Source organism: Streptococcus halitosis (assembly GCF_003143695.2).
Lineage (GTDB): Bacteria > Bacillota > Bacilli > Lactobacillales > Streptococcaceae > Streptococcus > Streptococcus halitosis.
In genome coordinates this window covers 943,360-965,708 of record NZ_QEMY02000001.1, presented here as the reverse complement: position 1 = coordinate 965,708, position 22,349 = coordinate 943,360, and the positions used below count along the sequence as shown (strand labels likewise).

The 22,349-nt window shown below is 41.2% G+C and carries 19 protein-coding genes; 1 reads left to right on the top strand and 18 read right to left on the bottom strand.

Annotated features, from left to right (window positions below; translation table 11 throughout):
• Positions 1-154 precede the first annotated feature (154 nt).
• From bgaA to miaA, 15 genes are all read right to left on the bottom strand, one after another.
• Complete coding sequence (gene bgaA, locus DB729_RS04805; RefSeq protein WP_109290116.1) at positions 155-7,393, bottom strand: LPXTG-anchored adhesin/beta-galactosidase BgaA; 7,239 nt, start codon at positions 7,391-7,393, stop codon at positions 155-157.
• Between the two features lie 403 nt (positions 7,394-7,796).
• Entirely contained in the window at positions 7,797-8,354 is a 558-nt protein-coding gene (locus DB729_RS04800) for an SMI1/KNR4 family protein (RefSeq protein ID WP_084939823.1), read from the bottom strand.
• A 14-nt stretch (positions 8,355-8,368) separates the two neighbouring features.
• The gene (locus DB729_RS04795) at positions 8,369-10,117 is read right to left on the bottom strand and encodes a glycoside hydrolase family 13 protein (RefSeq protein ID WP_084939824.1); all 1,749 of its coding nucleotides are present in this window, start codon (positions 10,115-10,117) and stop codon (positions 8,369-8,371) included.
• Positions 10,118-10,356: 239 nt separating this feature from the next.
• A complete protein-coding gene (locus DB729_RS04790; protein ID WP_033584559.1) occupies positions 10,357-10,551 on the bottom strand; it encodes a helix-turn-helix transcriptional regulator in 195 nt (64 codons plus the stop codon).
• Between the two features lie 6 nt (positions 10,552-10,557).
• Entirely contained in the window at positions 10,558-10,887 is a 330-nt protein-coding gene (locus tag DB729_RS04785; protein ID WP_033584556.1) for a hypothetical protein, read from the bottom strand.
• Between the two features lie 151 nt (positions 10,888-11,038).
• Positions 11,039-11,893, bottom strand: coding sequence for a hypothetical protein (locus DB729_RS04780; RefSeq protein WP_244201072.1), 855 nt, complete (start codon positions 11,891-11,893; stop codon positions 11,039-11,041).
• Between the two features lie 120 nt (positions 11,894-12,013).
• The gene (locus DB729_RS04775; protein ID WP_109290118.1) at positions 12,014-12,763 is read right to left on the bottom strand and encodes a hypothetical protein; all 750 of its coding nucleotides are present in this window, start codon (positions 12,761-12,763) and stop codon (positions 12,014-12,016) included.
• Positions 12,760-13,347: an SMI1/KNR4 family protein gene (locus tag DB729_RS04770; RefSeq protein ID WP_001175979.1), complete on the bottom strand. Its 588-nt coding sequence runs from the start codon at positions 13,345-13,347 to the stop codon at positions 12,760-12,762. The genes DB729_RS04775 and DB729_RS04770 overlap by 4 nt, the downstream gene beginning before the upstream one ends.
• A 44-nt stretch (positions 13,348-13,391) precedes the next feature.
• Entirely contained in the window at positions 13,392-14,456 is a 1,065-nt protein-coding gene (locus DB729_RS04765; protein WP_109290119.1) for an ankyrin repeat domain-containing protein, read from the bottom strand.
• Between the two features lie 2 nt (positions 14,457-14,458).
• Positions 14,459-14,896: a hypothetical protein gene (locus tag DB729_RS04760; protein ID WP_000394429.1), complete on the bottom strand. Its 438-nt coding sequence runs from the start codon at positions 14,894-14,896 to the stop codon at positions 14,459-14,461.
• 219 nt (positions 14,897-15,115) lie between these two features.
• Positions 15,116-15,871, bottom strand: coding sequence for an SDR family NAD(P)-dependent oxidoreductase (locus tag DB729_RS04755; protein WP_109290120.1), 756 nt, complete (start codon positions 15,869-15,871; stop codon positions 15,116-15,118).
• Between the two features lie 20 nt (positions 15,872-15,891).
• Positions 15,892-16,821: a ribonuclease Z gene (gene rnz / locus DB729_RS04750; RefSeq protein ID WP_000354325.1), complete on the bottom strand. Its 930-nt coding sequence runs from the start codon at positions 16,819-16,821 to the stop codon at positions 15,892-15,894.
• 14 nt (positions 16,822-16,835) lie between these two features.
• Complete coding sequence (locus DB729_RS04745) at positions 16,836-17,459, bottom strand: cystathionine beta-lyase (protein WP_109290121.1); 624 nt, start codon at positions 17,457-17,459, stop codon at positions 16,836-16,838.
• Positions 17,452-18,690: a GTPase HflX gene (hflX, locus tag DB729_RS04740; RefSeq protein WP_033584543.1), complete on the bottom strand. Its 1,239-nt coding sequence runs from the start codon at positions 18,688-18,690 to the stop codon at positions 17,452-17,454. Before hflX ends, DB729_RS04745 begins: the two co-directional genes overlap by 8 nt.
• Entirely contained in the window at positions 18,683-19,567 is an 885-nt protein-coding gene (gene miaA / locus DB729_RS04735) for a tRNA (adenosine(37)-N6)-dimethylallyltransferase MiaA (RefSeq protein ID WP_109290122.1), read from the bottom strand. The genes hflX and miaA overlap by 8 nt, the downstream gene beginning before the upstream one ends.
• A gap of 120 nt (positions 19,568-19,687) precedes the next feature.
• On the opposite strand from miaA, the gene DB729_RS04730 reads away from it, so the two are divergent.
• Complete coding sequence (locus DB729_RS04730) at positions 19,688-19,858, top strand: DUF3042 family protein (protein ID WP_001051782.1); 171 nt, start codon at positions 19,688-19,690, stop codon at positions 19,856-19,858.
• Positions 19,859-19,900: 42 nt separating this feature from the next.
• Here DB729_RS04730 and DB729_RS04725 read toward each other — a convergent pair whose 3' ends face one another.
• From DB729_RS04725 to DB729_RS04715, 3 genes are all read right to left on the bottom strand, one after another.
• Entirely contained in the window at positions 19,901-20,740 is an 840-nt protein-coding gene (locus DB729_RS04725; RefSeq protein WP_109290123.1) for a thymidylate synthase, read from the bottom strand.
• A gap of 52 nt (positions 20,741-20,792) precedes the next feature.
• Entirely contained in the window at positions 20,793-21,227 is a 435-nt protein-coding gene (locus DB729_RS04720) for an HD domain-containing protein (protein WP_109290124.1), read from the bottom strand.
• A gap of 93 nt (positions 21,228-21,320) precedes the next feature.
• Positions 21,321-22,280, bottom strand: a complete 960-nt coding sequence (locus DB729_RS04715) for an ROK family glucokinase (protein ID WP_049484369.1) — start codon at positions 22,278-22,280, stop codon at positions 21,321-21,323.
• Positions 22,281-22,349 lie beyond the last annotated feature (69 nt).

Here is a 22,349-nt window from a genome sequence, read left to right as displayed (position 1 = left end):
AGAACATAACAAAAAGTGAACTAAACAGAATTCTGATTGCCCCAGAATAGTTTGGTTCACTTTTTATTTAATCTATTAGATTTTCAAAATTCATAATGAAGAGTTTTTAAAATATAAATCTATTTTGTCCCCATCTCTTCATATCGTAGAAATTCTAATCCTCTTTTTTGCCTTTAGTGGCCACTAGTCCTGCACTCAAACCAAGAAGAGCTAAGCCTGCTACTACTGCTGCTTGACCTTCTGCACTTCCTGTATTTGGTAACTGCTCTTTTTGAACCGGACCAGCTGCACTTGAAGTGTTTTGTTTTGTATCTGTTTTTTCTGATACTTGTGGTTTTGTAGATTCTTGAGGTACTGGTCTAGTTGTTTCACCAGCCGTACCCACTTCTACGATGCGATCCTGAGCCACGACTTTATCATAGCTTTCTTTTTCAGTTCGTTTGCCATTTTCAACTTCGATCAAGTGAACACGGATACCTTTTTGTCCTTCTTGGAGAACACGGGTTTGACCTGCTGGAAGCTTATCGTTCTTTTGTTCCTGAACCTTGAAGTCAATTGTTTCTTCTTCGATTACAAGTTCTGGTTTGTTAAGGACAAGGTTCTTCACTTCATCTTCTGGAAGGGAGGTTCCTGGTTTCGTTCCAACTTCTACGATGCGATCCTGAGCTATAACTTTATCATAGCTTTCTTTTTCAGTCCGCTTACCATTTTCAACCTCGATCAAGTGAACACGGATACCCTTTTGACCTTCTTGGAGGATACGAGTTTCACCTAGATACAACTTATCAGACTTACGTTCCAGAACCTTGAAGTCAATTGTTTCTTCTTCGATTACAAGTTCTGGTCTGTTAAGGACTAGGTTCTTCACTTCATCTTCTGGGAGGGAGGTTCCTAGTTTCGTTCCAACCAAGACGATGCGGTCTGTCGGAGCCTCTACCACTTCACGAAGTTTTTCTTCCTTACTTCCATCAGGATTAACCGCTGTAAAGATCCGTTCCTTACCAACTTTTCCTTCTTGTTCTACACGAGTTTCACCTAGATACAGTGTTGGATCCTTTTTCTCAACTATCTTGTAGGCCAAATCTTTTTCAACAAATTCGAGTTTTGGAAGATCTTCTTGTACAGCAGCAACAGTCTTCTCAGAAACTGGTTTTTCTTTTGTAAACTGGATACGGTATTCCTTGACTTGTTTTCCACTTTCTGAAACAAGGCGAACAAGTACTGGAAGGCTATCATCTCCGTTATCTACAACTGTTGAAGCTACTTGATTACTTTCTTCGACTGAGACTTTTGGACGTTGACCTTTATAGGTGATTTGGTAGTCTTGACGATCTTCAGCGAAGTCAAGAAGCTCTTTTCCATCTACAAGAATTTTTGATTGGGTACTTTCTTGAGGCAATTCACTCGGTGCAAGGAAGGTCATCTCAATCATCGCAACACCGTTCTTGTCTGCTTTGCGCTCCATGCGCCATCTCATGGCTTTGGCTTTGACAGCTTTAAATGTTACGTTGATTTCATCACCAGATGCAATGTCTTTATCTGCACGATAAGGCACAGCTTCCCAATTTTCTGGATTGTTGAATGGATGGCCTGATTCGTAGGCTTGGTAGTTTGAATAATAGGTTGGCACTTCAAACTCTGGACCAATATAACGTTCTAAAACAAGTTTAGATGGCGCATCCGTTCCACTATCTGCAAAGAAATGAAGTTTGGCTTGCGCAACAGTCCGTTCTACAATCTTACCATTTTCACGGAAGACCACACCTGCTGATACTTCTGGGTTAGAAGATGGTGTTGGAGACCAGTTTGTCCAACGACGATTTTCTGAATGATCTCTATCATTGATATAGTCTACACGGTCATGAGAACTATCGTCAATATCATTAGTTGCTGAGGCAAAGGCTTGGTTACTATTTTCATCATAGTCAGGGTTGTCTGAGAGGGCCTCACCAAGTTTGTCTGTCACTCGTACAGAGAATTCCGCAACGAGGTCACTACCAAGGACACGACCTCGAACAGTAAATTGACCTGCTTTTGTCAGATTTTCTGCTGGAACTTCTTCCCATTCAACTGCCAAGTCTTTTGTTTCATAGCCGTCTTTACCTGTGAAGTAAACCGGAACCTTAGTTGGCAATTCAAGTGGTTGACCTACTTGTACCAAACGTGCTTGTTTAACCGCAGCAAGAGGTTTACGAGAAAGTAAGTCTTTGTCCTTAGTGAAATGTAGACGGTATTCTCCTAAGATGTCGCCATTTTCAGCTTTAGCGATGACACGGACTGGCTCACCTTCACGAACACTTGGAACGACGGTAGCGAGACCATTGTTGCTAACACTTGCTGTTACTGCAGGAACTTTTCCATCTACAGACTCAAGATAGTAGTCAGTCAAATCAGGGTTGAAGTTTGCTAAATCTTTACCGTCAACTTGGATTCTTGTTTGTCCTTGTTTGGCTGCCGCAACTTGTTTCGCAAAGATTTGTACTTCTGTGATAGAAGTTCCTTTCTTGCTATCAAGTCGAACCATACGAATGCGAACCGCATAGGTTTCAACTTTATCAAAGCTGAAATGATTCATTTCTCCAGCTTTGAGTTGCGCTGGTGCTTTGAGATTGCTTACCTCTTTCCAGTTTGCAGGATCATTAAAGGCATGGTTTTCCTCACCTACAAAGCTAGGGTTTTTAGGGGCTGTTGGAACGGTCTTACCGACATAATATTCAATCACATAAGACTTAGGTACACCAACTCCGTGGTCTTCGTGGAATCCGACACTTAGATTATCAACAGAACGTTTGCTCAAGATACCTGAATCTCCGAATAGGACACCGACTGAAGCTTCTGGATTAGTACGATTCCAGTTTGTCCAACGGTTGGCTGGTCGGTCATTAAAGGAAATCAATTTATCGTTGACATTTGAAACAGGATCGCTTGGATTTGAGTCTGAAGCAAAGGCCAGTGGCAATTCTGAACCTGTCCATTGGTCAGAAATATTTGCTCCTTGCTCAGTTTGAGCAGACACACGAACATGAAGTTTGGTAGTTAATTGCGTACCTTCTAGGCGACCATTAACTGTAAAGACACCTTCCTTGGCGTATTGGTCTGATTGAATCGCATCCCATGTAACCTTGGCAGATGAAACGTGACCATTTGAATCGTAGGTACGAACACTTTCTGGTAATTGTGGCGCTTCTGCAATTGGTGTTGTCACGCTGACTTCTTCAACCGAAACAATACCTTCTACAGAGACTTTAGCACGCGCTTCAAGGTCAATTCCTTCAACTTTACCTAGTACTTCAAATGTTTGATAGGAGTCAAGTTTTTCTTTCGGAATAGCTTGCCAAGTGACTTTATGAGTTTTAGGGAAACCTTTGTCATACTCAACCGTTACTGTTGCTGGAAGAGTAGGTTCTTGATGCAAGTCTGTCACTACATTTACTGGACGGATAGATTGCGCAACCTTCTTCTCAGTATTGGCTTGGATAGTGAGTTCAACTTGGCCTTTAGCTCCATCATATTCCGCTTTCAGAGTGACTGCTCCTGGCTTATGTAACTCAAGCATTCCTTTACGAACTGCGACTTCCCCTTCACCACTTGTAGAGAAGGTTACTTTATCAGCTGGTAAAACTGCTTTTGTTCCGTCTTGATAGTGAGCGTGTACAGACAATTTCACTGTTTGGTCTTCTTTAAGACCGTCAGCTTGCTCTACTTGTAAGCTCAAGTGGTCAATTTTTGGTGCTTCTTCAAGGAATTGAATTGCATAGGTTTGAAGAGGTCCACCATCTTTTGGTTGAACATAGATGCTTGCACGCATGCCGTTTGCTGCACTTGCTTGGACTACAGTAACATCCGCATTTTCAGAACTTGCTACAACTTCTGGCAAGGATGCACCGTAAGCAAGAGTTCGATATTGCATTGGATTTTGAGTAGTAAGACCAGTGACAGATTCGCCACCAACCGTTACAGTTGGTACTGCAGGTACCGCAGCCTCACCTTCTTCTACTACAAGGGTAGCGTGAATAGTCTCACCACCCAGTTGACCAGTCATTTGAATACGTGATCCTGCAACTGACAGTTTAGCTTTATCTGCTTCCGCAATCTCCCACTTATCAACTTCGTATTCTTGAACGCTTCCATCCGTTACAGCGATAGAAACATATTTATCAACAGCACTCAAGTCTGTTCCTGGGGCAACACGTTTTACAGTAGGCAGTTCTTTCGCAATTGCTAGAACCTCAACACGAGCCTCTACCTCTCGTCCGTCAGCCGTGCCTTTGACCGTTACAATACCAGGCTTGCTCACATCAACTGAAGACCAAGTTACTGGACGTTTTTCACGACTGCCATCACTGTAGATAAAACCGACTGTCTTCGGCATTTTTGGCTCTTTCTCAATAACAGTACGTACTTTTGGTACCTCTGTTCCTAGAACGGTCTTTTCTTGGTCTTCTTTTTTACCTGTAAAGACCGTTACTTGACCAGATTTCAAGAGATCTGAATGAGCTGTTAGTGTGAATTTACCTGCTTGTTCAGTTGATTTAACAATGGCAACCCCTTTACCGTTAAAGGCTCTACGGATCCAAGAACCATCTGGTTGCGCCTTGTAGCGTTCACGGCTGGCTTGTTCCCCATTGTCGACACCGACCAGTTGACCCTGTCCATGCAATTGGAAACGAACCAAATTATTGGCAGTTGGTACCACATTTCCTTCACTATCTACGATTTCGTAGTAGATGTAGGTCAAGTCTTTTCCATCTGCTGCGATTGCATGTTCTTCCTTGACGAGGCGAACACCTGCTGGTTGGCCTGCAGTAGTGATCTTATCACGTGCAATTTCTTTTCCAGCTTCATCGCGAGCTACAGCTTCCAAAGTACCTGGTTGGTACGCAACCTTCCACTCAAGGTAGAGTTCCTTGGCATTGGCACCTTCTTGGTAGGTACGGCCATCACTAGTTTGTTTTTTGTTGAACTTTTTAACACCGAGAGATTGACCGTTCAAGAACAATTCTACGCTTGCAGCGTTTGAGTACGCACGAACTGGAATCTTTCCTTGTGCATCTTCTACTTTAGATGCCAATTCTCTATTTTCCCAGTTCCAGTGAGGAAGGAGGTGCACCATCGGTTTCTTCTTGGCAGAAACCCATTGGCTTTGGTAGAGATAAAAGTCATTTTTTGGAATACCAGCTGTATCTACGATACCAAAGTAAGAGCTCTTAACGGGAGTTTGGTTTTGATTGTGCCATGGTGTAGGTTCACCGATATAGTCCGTACCTGTCCAGATAAACTGTCCAGCATAGCCAGCGTTGTCACGGTCAAAGGTCCATGAAGCGGTTGCCGTTTTACCCCAACCAACACGATCATTTCCATAATCTGACTGTTCATAGTTACGATAAGCTTGGTTGCTATGTACCAATTCTTGTTCAGGACGATAATAGCTACCGCGTGTACGGGTTGCTGAAGATGTTTCTGAACCATAAATCAACCAGTTTGGATGTTTCGCACGAAGTTTCTTGTAGTTGTCTTCTGAGTAGTTGAAACCAACTGCATCCAGTTCATTAGCAATTTTCTCATGATCACCGCTACCATCACCAAAGCGGAACTTATCTGCTCCCATGGTAACATAACGTGTAGTATCAACATCTTTAATCACTTTTACTAAGCGTTTAACCGTTGCAAGAGAGTGAGCCTTTCCATCTGCTTCACCAATTTCATTCCCGATAGACCACATGAAGACAGCTGGGTTATTTTTATCTCTTTCGACCATGGTACGAAGATCGTAGTCAGACCATTTTTCACCTTTTCTAGCTTCTGGGTGAGTGGCATCTTTTTCAAAGAAACGCCCGTAGTCATAAGGTTTCTTTCCATTATACCACGTATCAAAGGCCTCTTCCTGAACCAGCAAACCAAGTTCTGCTGCGATTTGCAAAGTCTGTGGACTTGCAGGGTTATGAGTTGTACGGATGGCGTTAACGCCCATCTCCTTCATTTGTTTGAGACGACGGTATTCTGCCTTATAGTTTTCTTCTGCTCCAAGCGCTCCGTGGTCATGGTGCAAGGAAACACCATGGAATTTAATGCGTTCACCATTCAAAGAGAAACCTTCATTTGGAGTCCAATGATAGTAACGGTAACCAAACAAATCTTTCTTAGCATCGACTAATTGACCATCACGGTAAACACGCGTAATCAATTCGTACAAAGCAGGTTTATCATTTAAAACTGTCCAGAGTTTTGGTCTTTCAACTTCTAGAATCGCATCAAGGCTTGTTGACTCATGTGCTTTCAGGGTACGGCTAGCTGTACGAACCAAGCCTGTTACAGCCTGGCCACCACGTTCAACGATTTGATACTCTGCCACCAGTTCATGGTCTTTATCATCTGTATTGACGATTTTGCTGGCTACATGAGTTTCAACCTTGCCATGTTGCTGTTCTTCCAGTTTTGGTGTTAAGATAGTTGTTCCATTTTTCTCAACATGAACCTTATCTGTCACTTGCAAGGTCACATCACGGTAAATACCGCTACCAGAGTACCAACGGCTACTTGGTTGTTTGTTAACCGCATGGACAGCAATCACATTCTCACGACCATCTTTGTGAAGGTATTTGGTGATATCGTATGAGAACTGGTTATAACCATTTGGATAATGCCCCACTAACTGGCCATTGACATAGACTTGAGAGTCCATATAGACACCATCAAAGGTCACACGAACATTTTTCTTGAGATCTTTTTCATCAAGTTTAAAGGTCTTGCGATACCAAGCTTCACCACCATTGAGCTGTCCACCCTCATTTTGGGCAGGTGACTGATGGTCAAAATCGTTAAAGATACTCCAGTCGTGTGGGAGATCCAATTTTTGCCATGTTGATACATCGGCATCTGATTTCACAGCTTCTTTAGGATTCGCATTGAGTTTAAAGTGCCAATTTTGATTAAAATTCACTTTTCTATCTTCAATCATTTGATTCACTTCTTCATTTGTCGCAGCTTTCAACTCTTCCTTGACAGGCTTTTCTTGACTTGAAGCTTGAGATTCTACCTTTGGAGCTGTTTCTTCAGGTTTTAGAGATGCTTTCTCCTCTTTTGGAGTTACAGGTTCATCTTCTTTCACCTCTGGTTTGCTTGCTTCAATTGGTGCAGCTTGACTTTGGTCGACACTTGCAGCATCCTTGTGCTCTGCTACAGCTTGATTTTCTTTTTCCTCCACTGCCGGACTTTCCTCTTTTGCTTGTTCCACGGTGTGAGTAATTGGAGTTTCATCCGCGAAAACTGGTGATTCTCCAATGACACTTCCTCCAAATAGAACCGCACAGGTTCCAATCATGACAGAGCAAGCTCCTACGGCAAACTTACGAATGCTGTAGACTCTTTTACGATTCCAATGGCCTTTTTCCATAAAATCCTCCTTTAGTAACCGCTTCCATTTTCTTGTAAACGTATTACTTTTTCATAGCCTTTTATCCTTATTCTATAAAATAATATAGGAAATTTCAATAGCCTAAACACAAAAAATCATATTTTTGATTGTTTTTTCTATAATTTGTAGAAAAGTTTAAAAATCTGAATGTAGATTTAGTGAATGGTTTTACTAAAAAAGGCGGTGGGACAGAAATCGATAGACAAAGTCTCGATTTCGTAGTCCCAGCCTCGCGAGGATGATTAGGAGCTTTTTGGAGTCTAAAAGACGAACAAAAAGTTCAATCAGCTAACGCGTCAAAGTTTGATTGCTAAAAAAGTGAGGTCGGGATCTTTTGTCCCAACCTCTTTTACGGACTATCAAACTGATATTTCCTTATAGATTATTGACTAGATTTTCCCTTTTCCAAAAGATTGACCATCTCATTTTTACGCTCTTCTAGCTCGGCAATTTGCTGGAGTAAAAGTCCTGAAAAATCACAATTAAGCTCTTCAGTTTCGCCACTATTATACCAATCCAAAGCTACTATGTGATTGTCCTTATCAAAGCAGAAAATTACATCTCCATCACCGATGATAGACAGAAATGGAATATAATCCTCAAAGCCCAGAGCGTGTAATTCCTTGGTTTTAATTCGAATATCTAAGAAATCTGGGATGCCATTTGCAATTCCCAAGACCTTAATACCTCGACAGAAAGTCCAAAAAGGGGCTACATCGTAAGCCTTGGCTCTTGGCCATAGCTCTTCCCTGACTTCCATAAAGAGACCTCCCAGAGATGACATGGTGAATTCCCTGAAATCTCCTGGCAGACGAATGCCGTATTGATTTTCAAAATCCTGAACATCTTCTTCCGATGGTTCATTACCCATGCAGGCGACAACCTGATAAGTTTCCTTATCATAGTGACGAAAATACTCATAAACTTCCTTGAGTGCCATTATTTTAATCCTTTTTACTCAGAAATAGTAACTACAAATCCATCTGGCAAGATGACTTGCTGACCATCTTCAAACTGGCAATGACTCGCTAAATCAACTGAATCTCTGTCTAAGATAACATTCTCCTTAGACTGATTAAAGATAGCCTGAACTTCTTTTCCTTCGTAGGTCCATTTCAAGGAAAGAACATATGGTTTCACTTCTTGCAAGCTATATGAACCATGCTGAATAATGCTTGCAACTCCTTTACGGACTTGGATTAATTTCTTCATGAAATTCAGCATATCATTGTCCTCAGACACACGGTCCCAAGGCATGACACGACGGCAGTCGGGATCTGGTCCACCTATTAATGCAAGCTCTGTTCCGTAATAGATACAAGGAGTCCCTTTTTGAAGGTAGAGGAAGGTTAAAGCAGCCTTGACATGTTGCACATTGCCTTTGGCAGTTGTGAGGATACGCTCTGTATCGTGAGAATCCAGAAGGTTAAACATCACTTCTGAGATTTGTTGCTTGTAGTACATTGACTGGCTATTGATTTCTGAAATAAACTGCTCTGTCTTTTTATGCTGACGCAAGAAATAATCCTTGATACTTTCAGAGAGCGGGTAGTTCATGACAGCATGGAACTCATCCCCTTTTAGCCAAGGTTGAGACGTATGCCAGATTTCACCTAAAATATACAAATCAGGCTTTTTAGCGAGAACTGCCTTTCTAAAATCTTTCCAGAACTGATGGTCAATTTCATTGGCAACGTCCAAACGCCAAGCATCGATATCAAAATTCTCAATCCAGTAGGTCGCAACACTTAAAAGATAGTCTTTGACTTCAGGATTTGCTGTATTTAACTTAGGCATATAGCTAGCAAAGGCAAAGGTATGATAAGGGAGTTCTCTTGGATTCTGAAGTTTATCCTCTGTAATTGGAAACTCTTGAATATGGAACCAATCTTTATAAGGAGAATTTTCTCCATTTTTTAGAACATCCTGCCATTGGGCAGACTGGTAGCCGATATGATTGAAAACAGCATCTAGCATAATCTTAATGCCACGTTTATGGGCTTCCTCGACTAGATTACGAAAGACTTCCTTGTCTCCAAAGTGACGGTCAATTTCAAAATAATCCGTCGTATCGTACTTGTGATTGGTCGTTGCTTCAAAAATTGGACATAGGTAAAGTCCAGTGATTCCCAAATCTTTAAGATAGTCTAAATGGTCAATAATCCCTTGTAAATCTCCACCAAAAAAATCATCCATGTTAGGTGCAATGACAGCATCCCACTCTCGAGCTCCATCTGGAGTTAGATTAGGATTTCCATTAGCAAATCGTTCTGGGAAAATCTGATACCAAACGGTATTTGAAACCCAGTCAGGAACTTGGCAACCATCGATTTCGTGAATATAAGGAAGCTTGAAACCATTTCCTTCAGCATCCAAGTTTTCTTGAGTATGTTCTACGCAACCCTTATCACCGTAAAAAACACCTTGACCTTCTTTATCAAGGAGCTCAAAGAGATACTGAATGCGAGCAAAATCAACAGAGACCGTAACCTGCCAATAGTCAAATAGGGCATCTGAGGTTACTTTAGTCATTTCTTTCTTGGCTTCATACTTATCCTCGATGAAGATAAAGGGATCTCCATAATGTAAAATGACCTGCTGGACATCATCTTTCTTGGTTTTGATTCGGATATGTAACTGACCTTCTTTGTAAAGATAAGCATACTCTGATTCTGGTCTATGATAAATGGCTGTCAATTCCATGTCTTGTCTCCTAAATAATCATCATCAACAAAAACGCAAACGTTTTCATAACTAACAGAACTAGTATACTATTTAAAGATCCGATTTGCAATTTTTATACCAGTTTTACGATAGACATATAGATGGACAAGGGTAAAATTGAGTAGAATCTTTATGAGCTTTAAAAGAGAGTTTCCATGAACCGGAAAACTCTCCATCATTACGAATCAGATGATTAGAATAAATGCTATCTGATATCTTTAATCTTCTAAAATGAAAATTTCTTCAACATGTAGTTGTAGCAACCTTGCAATTTTCATTGCTAGTTCAAGTGTAGGATTGTACTTGTCATTCTCGATAGCAATAATGGTTTGTCGACTAACGCCTAATATTTTTGCCATATCTTCCTGACGTAGTCCTTCAGACTTTCTTAGCTGTTTGATATTATTTTTCATACAGCATTAGTCTTTCTGAAAACAATAAATGCCAATTGCCAAAACTACGATAAGGATAACAACCATCAAAATTACTCCTTGAACAAGTTTATTAGGTTCTTTAAAATCTTCATCACCATCAACCATTTTCTGTTTTATGGCAATTTGTGTAAATCCTTGAACAGAAATAGATAAACATAAAATCAGACATGGTAACATTTCAAGTTCAATGCCTTTTGTAATAGATTGATAAATATTAAATACTGTCCATCCACATAAGCCAAATAGAGCCGTTTTATAACCCCATTCCTCAGAACGTAGCTGAATCGCTCTGTCCATTTCATCCATTTTTCTCATAGTCCTGTTCCTCCAATCTGTCAAAACAATGTCAAGAGCTCTTTACATTTTTTATTATACTCTAAATCGATGAAATGTCAAGATGTTTTAACATTTTTAGGCTTTTTTATTTTCTTCTATTCTAAGAATATTTCTAACTCTGATTTACAGCCTAGTCAATCCGACAAAGGGCAAGTTCTTTTAATCCTCTGTCGTAAAGGAAGGTTAAACAAAAGTTGTCTGTCATATTTTGAAGCTTGTGTTTACTCATTCCTCTAGGCAAAGCTATATCGCACCATTCTCTCGTTGCCAGAGAAAATAGCTTTTGCTTACCCTTCCAGTCATCATTCTTAAGTAGGGGGCTCAGGATAAGATAAGGCGAATCCGTAAAAATTCCATTGACACCAGCTTTTTTGCCTAAAGCCTTTAAATGTTCAGATTCTAATAACTTTTCGATAATACGACCATCACTAGAGATTTTAACAAGAGCATAATAGTCCATGCCCCATTTATTGACAGAGGTTTGACTTTCTCCAGAGCTAAAGGCATAGAGCTCTTGCTTCCAAGATTTCATACTATCGATTTTAGGACAAAAACTTGAGTTCGTGTCGTGGTGGTTTAAATCTTTTTTATCAATATGCGAATAAGTGGTCCACTTCGCCTGCTTTTTCTCTCGATCAAATTCTAAAAGGGCAAAGTTTCTTGCCTGATTTGTATAAACTTGATTTTCAAAACACACGGGTATCTGGTCGCTATCTGATACGATTTGAAAATATCTCTCTTGTGCCTTTTTAGGAAGTATACTTTGCGGATCCTTTATGGCAATAATTTCTGGATTAGAAAAATCACCAGTATAATAGACTATTTCCTTGCCAGCCTTGATGATGCCAATATTTTGTCCATCTGTAAAGAGTAGAGGCTCTTCCTCCCAAACATGGTCACAATACCAAGCATCTATCTCCTTCACACCCAAAGGTGATACTTCAAGCAGACAGTAGAGATTGAAAGTTTCCTTCTCACTGGTCAAGACAAAGGCTCTACCATCATGTAACATGACAGAATTGAAAACACTATTGTAGTCCTTGTCTAGTTCCCATTTATTCAATAGACTTAACTTTAACTTCCCCATTTTCTCTCTCCTAATCCATCACCACTCGTTGATGGCAAATAGAATGGCTGATCTAATATTTCTTAGCAATTGATCTGAAAGTTCATCGTATACTTGACCCAGTCCCTTATCTTGTGCCAGCCATCCAGGTTCATCATTCCAGGAGCCCATTCCTCCAAAAACATCCGCTGAGCTTGCAGCTCTAAATATGCTTAGATGTTGCAGTGGAATTTGAGGTTCTACCAGCCCTTTACCAGATTCTGGGTCTAGCAAACAGTTTCTAGCAGATTGAAAGACTTTGGCAAAGTTGTCACATTCAATTTTAATTGCTAAATCTTCTATACGAGTCAATATGTCCTTAAATTCTTCGATATTATTTTCATAGTGGGGAATGTCTTGAGAAGACCTTTCCCATTCATACTCGGTGTAGGTAACATCCCAGCCCCTACCTGGGGAAGCAGATTTCCAATTTGGTAGGAAATAACTTGCCTTCCCATCTTTATAAAAACAGAGAATTGAACTCTGTGTTGTATTAGAGAAGCCTAAAATACCTCTGTCTTCAACTGAAATAGGACAAAATAATTGTAAGTCCTTCAAACCTTTTTCCTTAAGATTTTCAAACCAATCAGATACAGAAAGTTCTGTAGCTTCCCCATTTTTTGACGGCAAAATTTGAAAGCAAATCTTATTGATATATTGGTCAGGATGATACAAGATTGCCTGATCAGTTTTTAAAGCCTTCCTAGCTGCTGCCACGATACAGGCTATTTGGTACATTTGTCCATTCATATGATCTCATCCATTATCCCTTCAATCAGATTTGTAAGGCTTTCAGCCGCATAGATCACCTGGTCAGGATCATGGATGTAGCAAATAACCTGACCTTCCTGAGCCTCCTGGTCTGGATCAAAATCCAGCATAAGATAACAAGAGTCACAATACTGAGCAAAAGGAAGCCATTTTTTATTAAAAAGATAGGGCTTAATTCTACTATCATGCATGTTTTCTAGGTCTTGACTAGAAAAATAGTCGGGAAATTCGGTTAACAGAGCATCTCTATTTTGAAAGTACTTTTTACAAGTCTCAATTTCCTGTAGACTCATGAGAGAAAAAGTAAAATCTCTCTGGTCAATTACACAAGGTAAAATAGAGAGGTATTTACTCCCATTTTTATAGCTATAAAGCTCTTTGAAGTCACTAGGTAGACGAATGCCAAATATTTCCTCAAAGGCTTGAAGCTCTTCCTCAGAAGCACCAGAAATGCCCTGATAATCTTCCAGATATCCTTCCTCTACAGGATCATCCAAATCCCAGTCTTCAAAACACTCACAAATATAAGTTTCTATTTTTTTAACTTGGTCAATTAGTTGCATCATTTCACCATGATTTCTTTATTTTATCTGTCTTCCAATGCTTTTTACCGCTTATAACTTGTTTTTTCTAGGAGAAGGGGTTCAGGATTTTGCTTAATCCAAGCAATAGCTAGCTGACACAGGCGGTCTAGGCGAGGCTCGTCATCAAAATCTTTCCCATGAACTTGAGCAATAAGCTCTTTAGCCTCTTCTAATTTTTGATCTGAAAGGGGGATTCCTAGAGACAAGTATTGAGGGAGAGCTTGAAGCATTTTTCTATAGTCCCTGTCCCAGTTGACCCCACCATTGCGATCCAGTTCATCTCGAACTCGACCTGGTATACGAATAACTTCTCCCTGAACAGTTTTGGCTGCTCCACTTGAAGGAATCAAGAAAGACCATAGTTCCTCATATTGCTCCTCCCAACTACCTTCTTTTACGAGAATCGGAGAAACTCCATCGTGGGTTATTCGTTTGGCTACCGGCTTGACATCAAACAAAGCATAAAGTTTTTCTAGACCCTGATCTGCTGCTTCTAGATAGTCGGGATTGATCCCTTCTCTATGAAATTCAAAATCTTTACCGATATTTTCGACCTTTTCTTTCATAGTAGATGTTTTCTTAGCACCTGCATCCAACAGCATAGAGGCAATTTCAGCTGTTTGGGCAATATAGATTCCCCGACAGACAGTGAGAACGGAGTCTAGTGGAGTCTGTCCCCTATCATTTTTAGGGTTAACATCTGCTCCCTTTTCTATGAGAAGTGCAACGGTCTTAGGATGAAAAAACTCAGCTGCCATATGCAGAGGTGTATTTTCATAAGTATTGCTTTTTTCAATATCTGCCCCCAATTCGAGCAAGAGTTTTACAGTCTCTCTTCCCATGGTTGCCTGACGGTACAAAGGAGTCGCTCCATAATAATCAGGGATATTGATATCCAAGCCCTGTTCGACAAGCCAGATAACCAATTCATCCGGGACTCCTCCCATATGCAGAGGTGTACATAAGCTAAATCTTCCATCATGAGCGGTTAATTCACAACGGTCATAGACTGCTTTAAGGGCTTCAATATTTCCTTCATCCATTAAATCCTTAAACTCTTTTGGTAATGTAACTCTTTTCTTTGCCATTTTTAGTTCCTTTCTTCTGATTCAGCATCTAGGGCAAGCCAATGAAGTTTATCAACCGTTTTCAAAGTCAGGACTTGTCCATCATAATCATTTTTCAACTCAAGACCGTTTTGCTCAATAGATATATGATTGTACCAGTGGTCTAGGCTGGCGTATTCCCCCGTATGAATGTTGATGAGCATACTCGTTATGGGATTCCAAGTCCCTTTCTTAACTGTTTCTGCTAAGAGGTAGTAAGCATCTAAAAATATGAGATTTCTCCCATAGATCCAAAAGGGCAGATCAAGCCCCAACAAAGGCAACTTGGCAGAAAAAATCTCATCACCGTGTGGTGGAACGGTTTCATAATGAAATTCTATCTCACTGCCATAATAGGCAATCAGGGCTCCCTGACATCCGATATTTTGAGGAATCCCTTCCTCAGCTACAATAAATTCCATGGCCTGCTCCTTCTATCTTGACTTCATAAGCTTCTACTATAGATATACTTTTAGTTATGTTAGACTCGGAGTTTATTCTCTCTTTAATCTGCTCTCTTATCTCAATTATACTCCAAAACTATCAAATAGAGATAAACTACCAGTATTTTCAGGGATTATTTTTGATCAACAACTTCTCCTTATTAAAGCAAAAAGCCATTCCTCAAGGGAACAGCTTTCTCACTTATAATTAAAGATTCCCCCTGCCAACTTATCTGCTAACTTAGGAAAGAGGGTGTAAAACTTATGGGCTAGGTTCAACAAAACTGGGAGATTGAGTTCCCGTTTGTTTTTTCCTATACACTTAACAATCTTTTTAGCGACTGCATCTGGTTCTAAAAGAAAGCGGTCAACCGACTTGAGGTAGGTCCCATCTGGGTCTGCCTGGTCAAAAAAGGCAGTACGAATCGGTCCTGGATTAACCGTCGTTAGATAGACACCATAGGGCATGAGTTCGAGGCGCAGAGCATTTGAAAATCCAATAGCCGCAAACTTGGTTGCTGAGTAAAGACTAGACTTGCTAGTCGCTATCAAACCTGCCATACTGACGATATTGATGATATGGCCTTTTCGGATTTCTTTCATACGAGAAGCAATCAAACGTGATAGGTTCATCAGGGCAAAGGTATTAACCTCAAACATCTGGTGAATGTCTTGATCAGAGATCTTGTCAAACTCTTCAAAAATACCATAACCAGCATTGTTAATCAAGACATCAATCTTGCCATAACGGAGATAGAGGTCAGCGACCAGAGCTTCTAGGGCTGAGTCATCAGTAATGTCGATTTCAATCCATTCCACATTAGGATGATTCCCGTAGAGTTGTGCCAGTTTTTCCTTGTTTCTACCTAGCAAGATCAGTTGGTCATTTGGCAAGAGTTTGACCATTTCTTGGGCTAATCCACCGCTAGCTCCGGTAATGAGAATAGTACGCATACTTATCCTTTCTCAATCTTCTAGATTTCCACTTCTTCCAAGTCTTTAACCACATGGACATTCTCAAAAATACTAGCTGCATCTTTCTTAAGCTGGCTGATATCTTTTGAGAGGAAGCGAGCACTGATATGATTGAGCAAGAGGCGCTTAGCACTGGCTTCTGCTGCTACTTGTGCTGCCTGCATATTGGTTGAGTGACCGTGATTGCGAGCAATTTTTTCATCTCCCTTGCCATAAGTCGACTCATGGATAAGGACATCGGCATTGACAGCTAAACGCACACTAGCATTGGTTTTTCGGGTGTCACCCAGAATAGTAATAATCTTACCCGGACGGGGAGCTGAGATATAGTCTGCCGCCTTGATTTCAGTCCCATCATCCAAAACAACATCCTGGCCGTTTTTGATTTTTCCAAAAAGCGGACCAAATGGGACACCAGCAGCCTTGAGCTTCTCAGCATCCAAGGTTCCTTCTAAGTCCTTTTGCATGACACGATAGCCAACACAGAAAATAGTGTGATCCAGCTCCTCTGCATACACAGTGAATTTATCGGTTTCAAGGATTTTCCCTAGAGAATCTTGGTCAAACTCATGAAAATAAATGCGGTAAGGCAGACGAGAACCTGACACACGTAAACTAGTTAAGACAAAGGACTTGATCCCTTGCGGTCCATAGATGTCCAAATCTGTCTGCTCTTCATTGGCCTGAAAGGCACGACTAGAAAGGAAGCCTGGCAAGCCAAAGATATGGTCTCCATGCAGGTGAGTGATAAAGATTTTGCTGACCTTACGTGGTCGAATCGTGGTTTCCAGAATGCGATTTTGCGTTCCTTCTCCACAGTCAAAGAGCCAAACTTCGTTAATCTCATCCAAGAGTTTCAGGGCGAGACTTGAGACGTTGCGGGCTTTAGAGGGCTGACCAGCCCCCGTTCCTAAAAATTGAATATCCATTTGATACTTTCTAATTAATCAATATATAACATAGCTGTGCGATTTTCCGATCGGAAATAGCGCTTGCCAGAAAAAGTAACAGCTTCTTGTAATAAATCCTCTTGGCTATAACCTTTGAGACGTTTGCGACCATCAGCCAAGCTTTCCAAATCTGTCAAAGCTGTGAGACTCTCCACACTAACAACTTCTTCGTCTCCGGCATCCTTCATGTAAATCTTTCCAGACTCTTCAAAGACGAGCTGATGGGGGAAAATTTGCGCAATCTCAAAAAGCAAGTCATTCGAGATTTCCTCTTCATTTTCAGAGAAAATCCTTCCCAGTCCTTCACTCTCGTAGCAAAATCCAAAAGATTTGCCAGATAAATTAAGACGAATGAAAGGCTTATTTTCAAAGGTGAAACTTGGCTCAGCATTGTAGAGGTTCAATTCCTTGCTTAGTTCTGCAAAATAATCCGTCGCAGCTTGAGGACTCTTTTTCTGGTAGAGTTCTGCAAAGTAAGCATTCACTACACTGGGCGGAGGGGTAATGAGAGCCAACTGCTCTTGTTCTGTTTTGCCAGCTAGAAGTTGATCCAGATAGACCTTATCCAGACTTGTATAGCCCCCATATTTTAGAGCCAAGGTTTTAATATCAGTCATAAAATTCCTCTAACCTCCATTTGTTTTTCTCCGAAATATAGCCTGTAATCACTTCTCCATCATCTTGGTAGTCACGATCTTCAAGAATCGCTACACTTTCCAAATCATGAATCTTGTAGGACTTAGAAAAAGGCACCCGTAGAGTAAAGGATTCAAAAATATCCTTGATTTTCTCTAAAAATAAAGCCTGCAACTGCTCACGACTATCCTCAGACTTGGCAGAAATGAGGGTATACGGCGTTTGAGTAGGCGTGAAATCCTCCACCAAATCCGCTTTATTATAAAGGGTCAGACGAGGAATATCCTCCATATCCAAGTCTTTCATGATAGACAGAACCGTTTTTTCATGCTCCTCGTGGTAAGGATTGCTGGCATCAATGACATGAACTAGAAGGTCTACATGCTTACTTTCTTCCAAGGTTGACTTGAAACTGGACACCAATTCTGTTGGCAAATCTTGGATAAAGCCAACGGTATCAGTCAAGGTAACCTGTAGATTGCCCCCAAGATGGATGCTCTTCGTCGTCGCATCCAGGGTCGCAAATAATTCATCTGCTTCATACTGAGTCTTGCTGGTCAAGGTGTTCATGATGGTTGATTTCCCAGCATTGGTGTAGCCAATTAAGCCAATCTTAAAGGTACTCGACTCCAGACGTTTTTCTCTGACTGTCGCCCGATTTTTCTCAACCACCTTGAGCTGGCGCTCGATATCTGTAATTTGATTACGAACACTACGACGGTTCAGTTCCAGCTGGCTTTCACCAGGTCCACGGGAACCAATTCCCCCAGCCTGACGACTGAGCATGATTCCTTGACCAACCAAGCGAGGCAAGAGATATTTGAGCTGGGCCAGGTGGACTTGGAGTTTCCCTTCATGGCTTCGAGCCCGCATAGCAAAGATATCCAAAATCAACTGCATACGGTCAATCACCTTGACACCCAGAACTTCTTCTAGATTGACATTTTGCCGTGGAGTCAAGCGATTATTGACGATGACAGTGCTAATTTCTTCCGCATCTACCATGAGTGCAATCTCTTCCAACTTACCAGAGCCAACAAAGGTCTTGGAATCATATTTTTCACGTTTTTGTCTGTAGCTATCGACTACGACTGCCCCAGCTGTCTTAGCCAGACTGGCCAACTCTTCCATGGACAGGTCAAAATTATCCATGCCCTGCAGTTCAACACCAATTAGCAGGACCCGTTCTTCTTTTTTCTCCGTTTCAATCATTTAAAAACTCCTCAATCTGGCTTAGAATACGCTCCTTCACGCCAGACTCTCCTATCTGATAAAAGGTCACCTGCATGCGATTACGGAACCAGGTCAACTGACGCTTGGCAAAACGACGGGTAGCCTGTTTGAGACTCTCACTAGCTTCCTCTAAAGTCTGCTCCCCACGGAAATATGGAAATAGTTCCTTGTAGCCAATTCCTTTGGCTGCCTGCACATCTGGATAATGGTCAAAGAGCCACTTAGCCTCATCCAAAAGTCCAGCCTCAAACATCAGATCTACTCGACGGTTGATACGTTCATAAAGCTGACTGCGTTCATCATCCAAGCAGATAATCAGTGGTTCATAAGGACTTTCCTGATTTTCCAAATCCTGACCAAAATGGACAATTTCCAAGGCACGCATGGCACGACGACGGTTAAACTGGGGAATTTCAAGACCTGCTTGCTCCACAAGATGGGCTAATTCCTCATCTGAATAAGGCTCCAAACTAGCCCGATAAGCTACAATCTCCTCATGAGGTGTTTCCCCACCTAGATGGTATCCTTCCAGCAAGCTCTGGATATAAAGTCCAGTTCCACCAGCGATAATGGCTAGCTTGCCACGGCTTTGAATATCCTCAATAGCCTTCTTAGCTTCTGAAACAAAATCAAAAGCCGAGTAAGACTCGGTCACCTCTCTGACATCAATCAAATGATGAGGAACAACCGCTTGCTCCTCTGGGCTAGCCTTAGCCGTCCCAATATCCAACCCTCTGTATACTTGCTGACTGTCACCACTGACCACCTCTCCACCAAAGCGCTTAGCCACTTCAATAGCAAGGGCTGTCTTCCCAACAGCAGTCGGTCCAACAATCACAATTATTTTTGTTTTCATCTTTTTTCCTTGAAAAATTTCCATTTTTTCGTTACTATTATTATATCACAAAAAGGTCAGTCAGAAAAATGCTACCACTTGAGGAGCTAGGCTGATCGGGAAGATAAAGGAGGAAGACTCATGGCTAAAGGATTCGCTAAAGGTCTTGTAACAGGTGTCGCAGGAACTGTCGCTGCCGTTGCAGGTGCAGTATACGCAATTAAAAAGAAAGTGATTGAGCCAGAAGAGCAAAAAGCAGCTTTCATCGAAGAAAACCGTAAAAAAGCGGCTCGCCGTCGCGTATCACATTAAGCAACAAAAGAAGTTGAGAAATCTCAACTTCTTTTTATGTTATTAAATAGCCAAATCAAACTTCAGCTGTGGCTTAACCGGATCATAGTCAACCAACTCAAAGTCTTCTGCTTTGATATCAAAGAAATTGGTCCCATCAGGAACATTTAAAACCAAGCGTGGTTGGCAGTTTGACGGCTCACGACGGAGCAATTCCTCAGCTTGTTCAAACTGATTATCATAGATATGAAGGTTGTTGATAAAATAGAAAAACTTCCCAACCTTCCATCCAAAATGTTTGGCAATCATCATCTGTAGAGCCACATACTGCATAGCATTAATGTGGTGGGCCACCAGCATATCATTCGAACGCTGGGTCAAGGTCGCATCCAGATAGATTTCCCCATCTACTCGACGAACATCAAACATAGTCTGAAAGGCGCATGGAAGGAGGCCGTCTGTCTCCTCAAATGCTTGGTAATCCCAGAGTGAGATGATATTGCGACGATTCCAAGGATTGGCTTCCAGCTGCTTGAGAATCTTATTAATGATATCGTGTTTCTTAACGACTGCCCCATAACGCTCACCAATAGTTCCCGTATCTCCCACTTCCCAGTCATTCCAGTAGTGGACATTGTACTTGTTATTCAGCACTTCTAGGCTATTCGACTGATCCTGGTAGATCCAAAGTACTTCCTTGATAGCTGATTTAATCGCAATGGGACGCAAGGTTGTAATGGGGAATTCCCCCTTGGCCAAGTCATACTCCGCAAAGGCACCCGTTACGTACTTGGAATTGGCAACTGTCCCATCCTTGTACTTGGGACGAGCCTGCTCAGAAAAGACACCATCTTTGAGGATTCGTTCAATATTCTCTTTAAAAATTGTATCTGCTTTTGTCATTTACTCTCACCTCATTTATTGTCCTAACTAGTATAGCATAAAAAAATCTTTTCTACATACTCAGATAATCGATGGCCTTTTTATATTTTTCTAATCGTTCCAAATCCTTGTCAGTGATAGAACTCAGTCTAGATAAATCTGAATTATGCTTCAAATCTGCTAATTTGACAACGCGTGCTAGGGGATTAGATTTCACATTTTCTAGATATGTTTGATAGTCTTGCCCCTTTTTCTTTGACAAAATCTGAACGGTAGCAACTACTGTTTCTGGTAAACCAGCTAGTAATAGTTCTTCAGCTGTAAAAGGACTATCCTCAATAACATCATGTAGCAGAGCCACTGCTTTCTCTTCTTCAGAATCAACTTGGCTCGCAACAAAAATTGGATGTTCTATATAATCTATCCCTGCCTTATCAAATTGCCCCCTATGAGCTTCCGTAGCGATAGACAATGCTAGTTCAAGCATGGGTTGTTTTGATGTGTTCATCTAGCGACTCCTTCCCAAAATTTAAACCTATTTCGTTTTATTCGATTTTTAAAAAAGAGCTTGATAAACACCAAGCTCTATTATCAATCTATCTTATTGCAATACAAGTGATGCTGCTCCGATAACTCCAGCGTCATTTCCTAGAGTTGCAAGAGCTAATTTAGTTGTTGTGCGTACTTGAGGGAAGGTATTTTCATCATAAACCTTTTGCACGCCTTGGAGAAGGAATTCTCCCGCAGCTGACACCCCACCACCGATAACGATTGTTGATGGGTTGAGGATTGAACCGATGTTAGCACAAGCGATTCCCAAGTAACGTGAAAAGTTACGGTAAACGATCAAGGCAAGGTCGTCTCCTTCTTTAGCCAAATCAAAAACAGTTTTAGCAGTTACTTCTTCCCCATCGTCAATCAAACGTTTCAAGGCTGCATCGCCTTCGTATTCATCTGCATAACGACGAGTCAAGTTGACAATCCCTGTTGCTGAAGCAACTGTCTCAAGACAGCCTTTTTTACCACAGGTACATGCGATTGGTTGGTCAAAGTCAACAGTGATGTGACCAAGCTCACCAGCAGCACCAGCAACACCGTGAAGCAATTTGCCTTCTGCCACGATACCGCCACCAACACCTGTACCAAGTGTCATAAAGACAACGTCTGGTTGGTTTTCACCAGCACCCATCCAGCGCTCACCAAGAGCAGCAACGTTGGCATCATTATCAATGAAGAATGGAATACCCAAGGCTTTTTCAATCTTTTCTTTAATCGGTTGAAGGGTTTTCCAGTTTAGATTGTAGGCACCGATAACAGTCCCTTTCTCACGATCAACCACACCAGGTGATCCCATTCCAATCCCTCGGAAGTCTGTAGCTGACAACCCAAGCAAGTCCAAACGATGCTGAATAGACTCAATCATATCATCTACAATATGGCTTCCTTCATCCAAAATATTAGTCTTGATAGACCATTTTTCTTGGATTTCTCCCTCTTGAGTTAAAATTGCAAACTTGATAGATGTTCCACCAAGGTCAATCCCAATAATCTTTTGACTCATCGTCTTCTCCTTTTTAATTGAAAATGCTTACAGATATAGTATAACAAAATCGTTTCTTTTGTGCAAAGG

Bases quoted from the DNA above. Each gene is read 5' to 3' on its own strand.
- DB729_RS04715 (WP_049484369.1), bottom strand. From the start codon at position 22,280: ATGAGTCAAAAGATTATTGGGATTGACCTTGGTGGAACATCTATCAAG.
- DB729_RS04795 (WP_084939824.1), bottom strand. From the start codon at position 10,117: ATGGAATTGACAGCCATTTATCATAGACCAGAATCAGAGTATGCTTAT.
- DB729_RS04745 (WP_109290121.1), bottom strand. From the start codon at position 17,459: ATGACTGATATTAAAACCTTGGCTCTAAAATATGGGGGCTATACAAGT.
- DB729_RS04785 (WP_033584556.1), bottom strand. From the start codon at position 10,887: ATGAGAAAAATGGATGAAATGGACAGAGCGATTCAGCTACGTTCTGAG.
- DB729_RS04770 (WP_001175979.1), bottom strand. From the start codon at position 13,347: ATGCAACTAATTGACCAAGTTAAAAAAATAGAAACTTATATTTGTGAG.
- DB729_RS04760 (WP_000394429.1), bottom strand. From the start codon at position 14,896: ATGGAATTTATTGTAGCTGAGGAAGGGATTCCTCAAAATATCGGATGT.
- DB729_RS04720 (WP_109290124.1), bottom strand. From the start codon at position 21,227: ATGAACACATCAAAACAACCCATGCTTGAACTAGCATTGTCTATCGCT.
- DB729_RS04725 (WP_109290123.1), bottom strand. From the start codon at position 20,740: ATGACAAAAGCAGATACAATTTTTAAAGAGAATATTGAACGAATCCTC.
- DB729_RS04730 (WP_001051782.1), top strand. From the start codon at position 19,688: ATGGCTAAAGGATTCGCTAAAGGTCTTGTAACAGGTGTCGCAGGAACT.
- hflX (WP_033584543.1), bottom strand. From the start codon at position 18,690: ATGATTGAAACGGAGAAAAAAGAAGAACGGGTCCTGCTAATTGGTGTT.
- DB729_RS04775 (WP_109290118.1), bottom strand. From the start codon at position 12,763: ATGAATGGACAAATGTACCAAATAGCCTGTATCGTGGCAGCAGCTAGG.
- miaA (WP_109290122.1), bottom strand. From the start codon at position 19,567: ATGAAAACAAAAATAATTGTGATTGTTGGACCGACTGCTGTTGGGAAG.
- DB729_RS04755 (WP_109290120.1), bottom strand. From the start codon at position 15,871: ATGCGTACTATTCTCATTACCGGAGCTAGCGGTGGATTAGCCCAAGAA.
- DB729_RS04790 (WP_033584559.1), bottom strand. From the start codon at position 10,551: ATGAAAAATAATATCAAACAGCTAAGAAAGTCTGAAGGACTACGTCAG.
- rnz (WP_000354325.1), bottom strand. From the start codon at position 16,821: ATGGATATTCAATTTTTAGGAACGGGGGCTGGTCAGCCCTCTAAAGCC.
- DB729_RS04765 (WP_109290119.1), bottom strand. From the start codon at position 14,456: ATGGCAAAGAAAAGAGTTACATTACCAAAAGAGTTTAAGGATTTAATG.
- DB729_RS04800 (WP_084939823.1), bottom strand. From the start codon at position 8,354: ATGGCACTCAAGGAAGTTTATGAGTATTTTCGTCACTATGATAAGGAA.
- bgaA (WP_109290116.1), bottom strand. From the start codon at position 7,393: ATGGAAAAAGGCCATTGGAATCGTAAAAGAGTCTACAGCATTCGTAAG.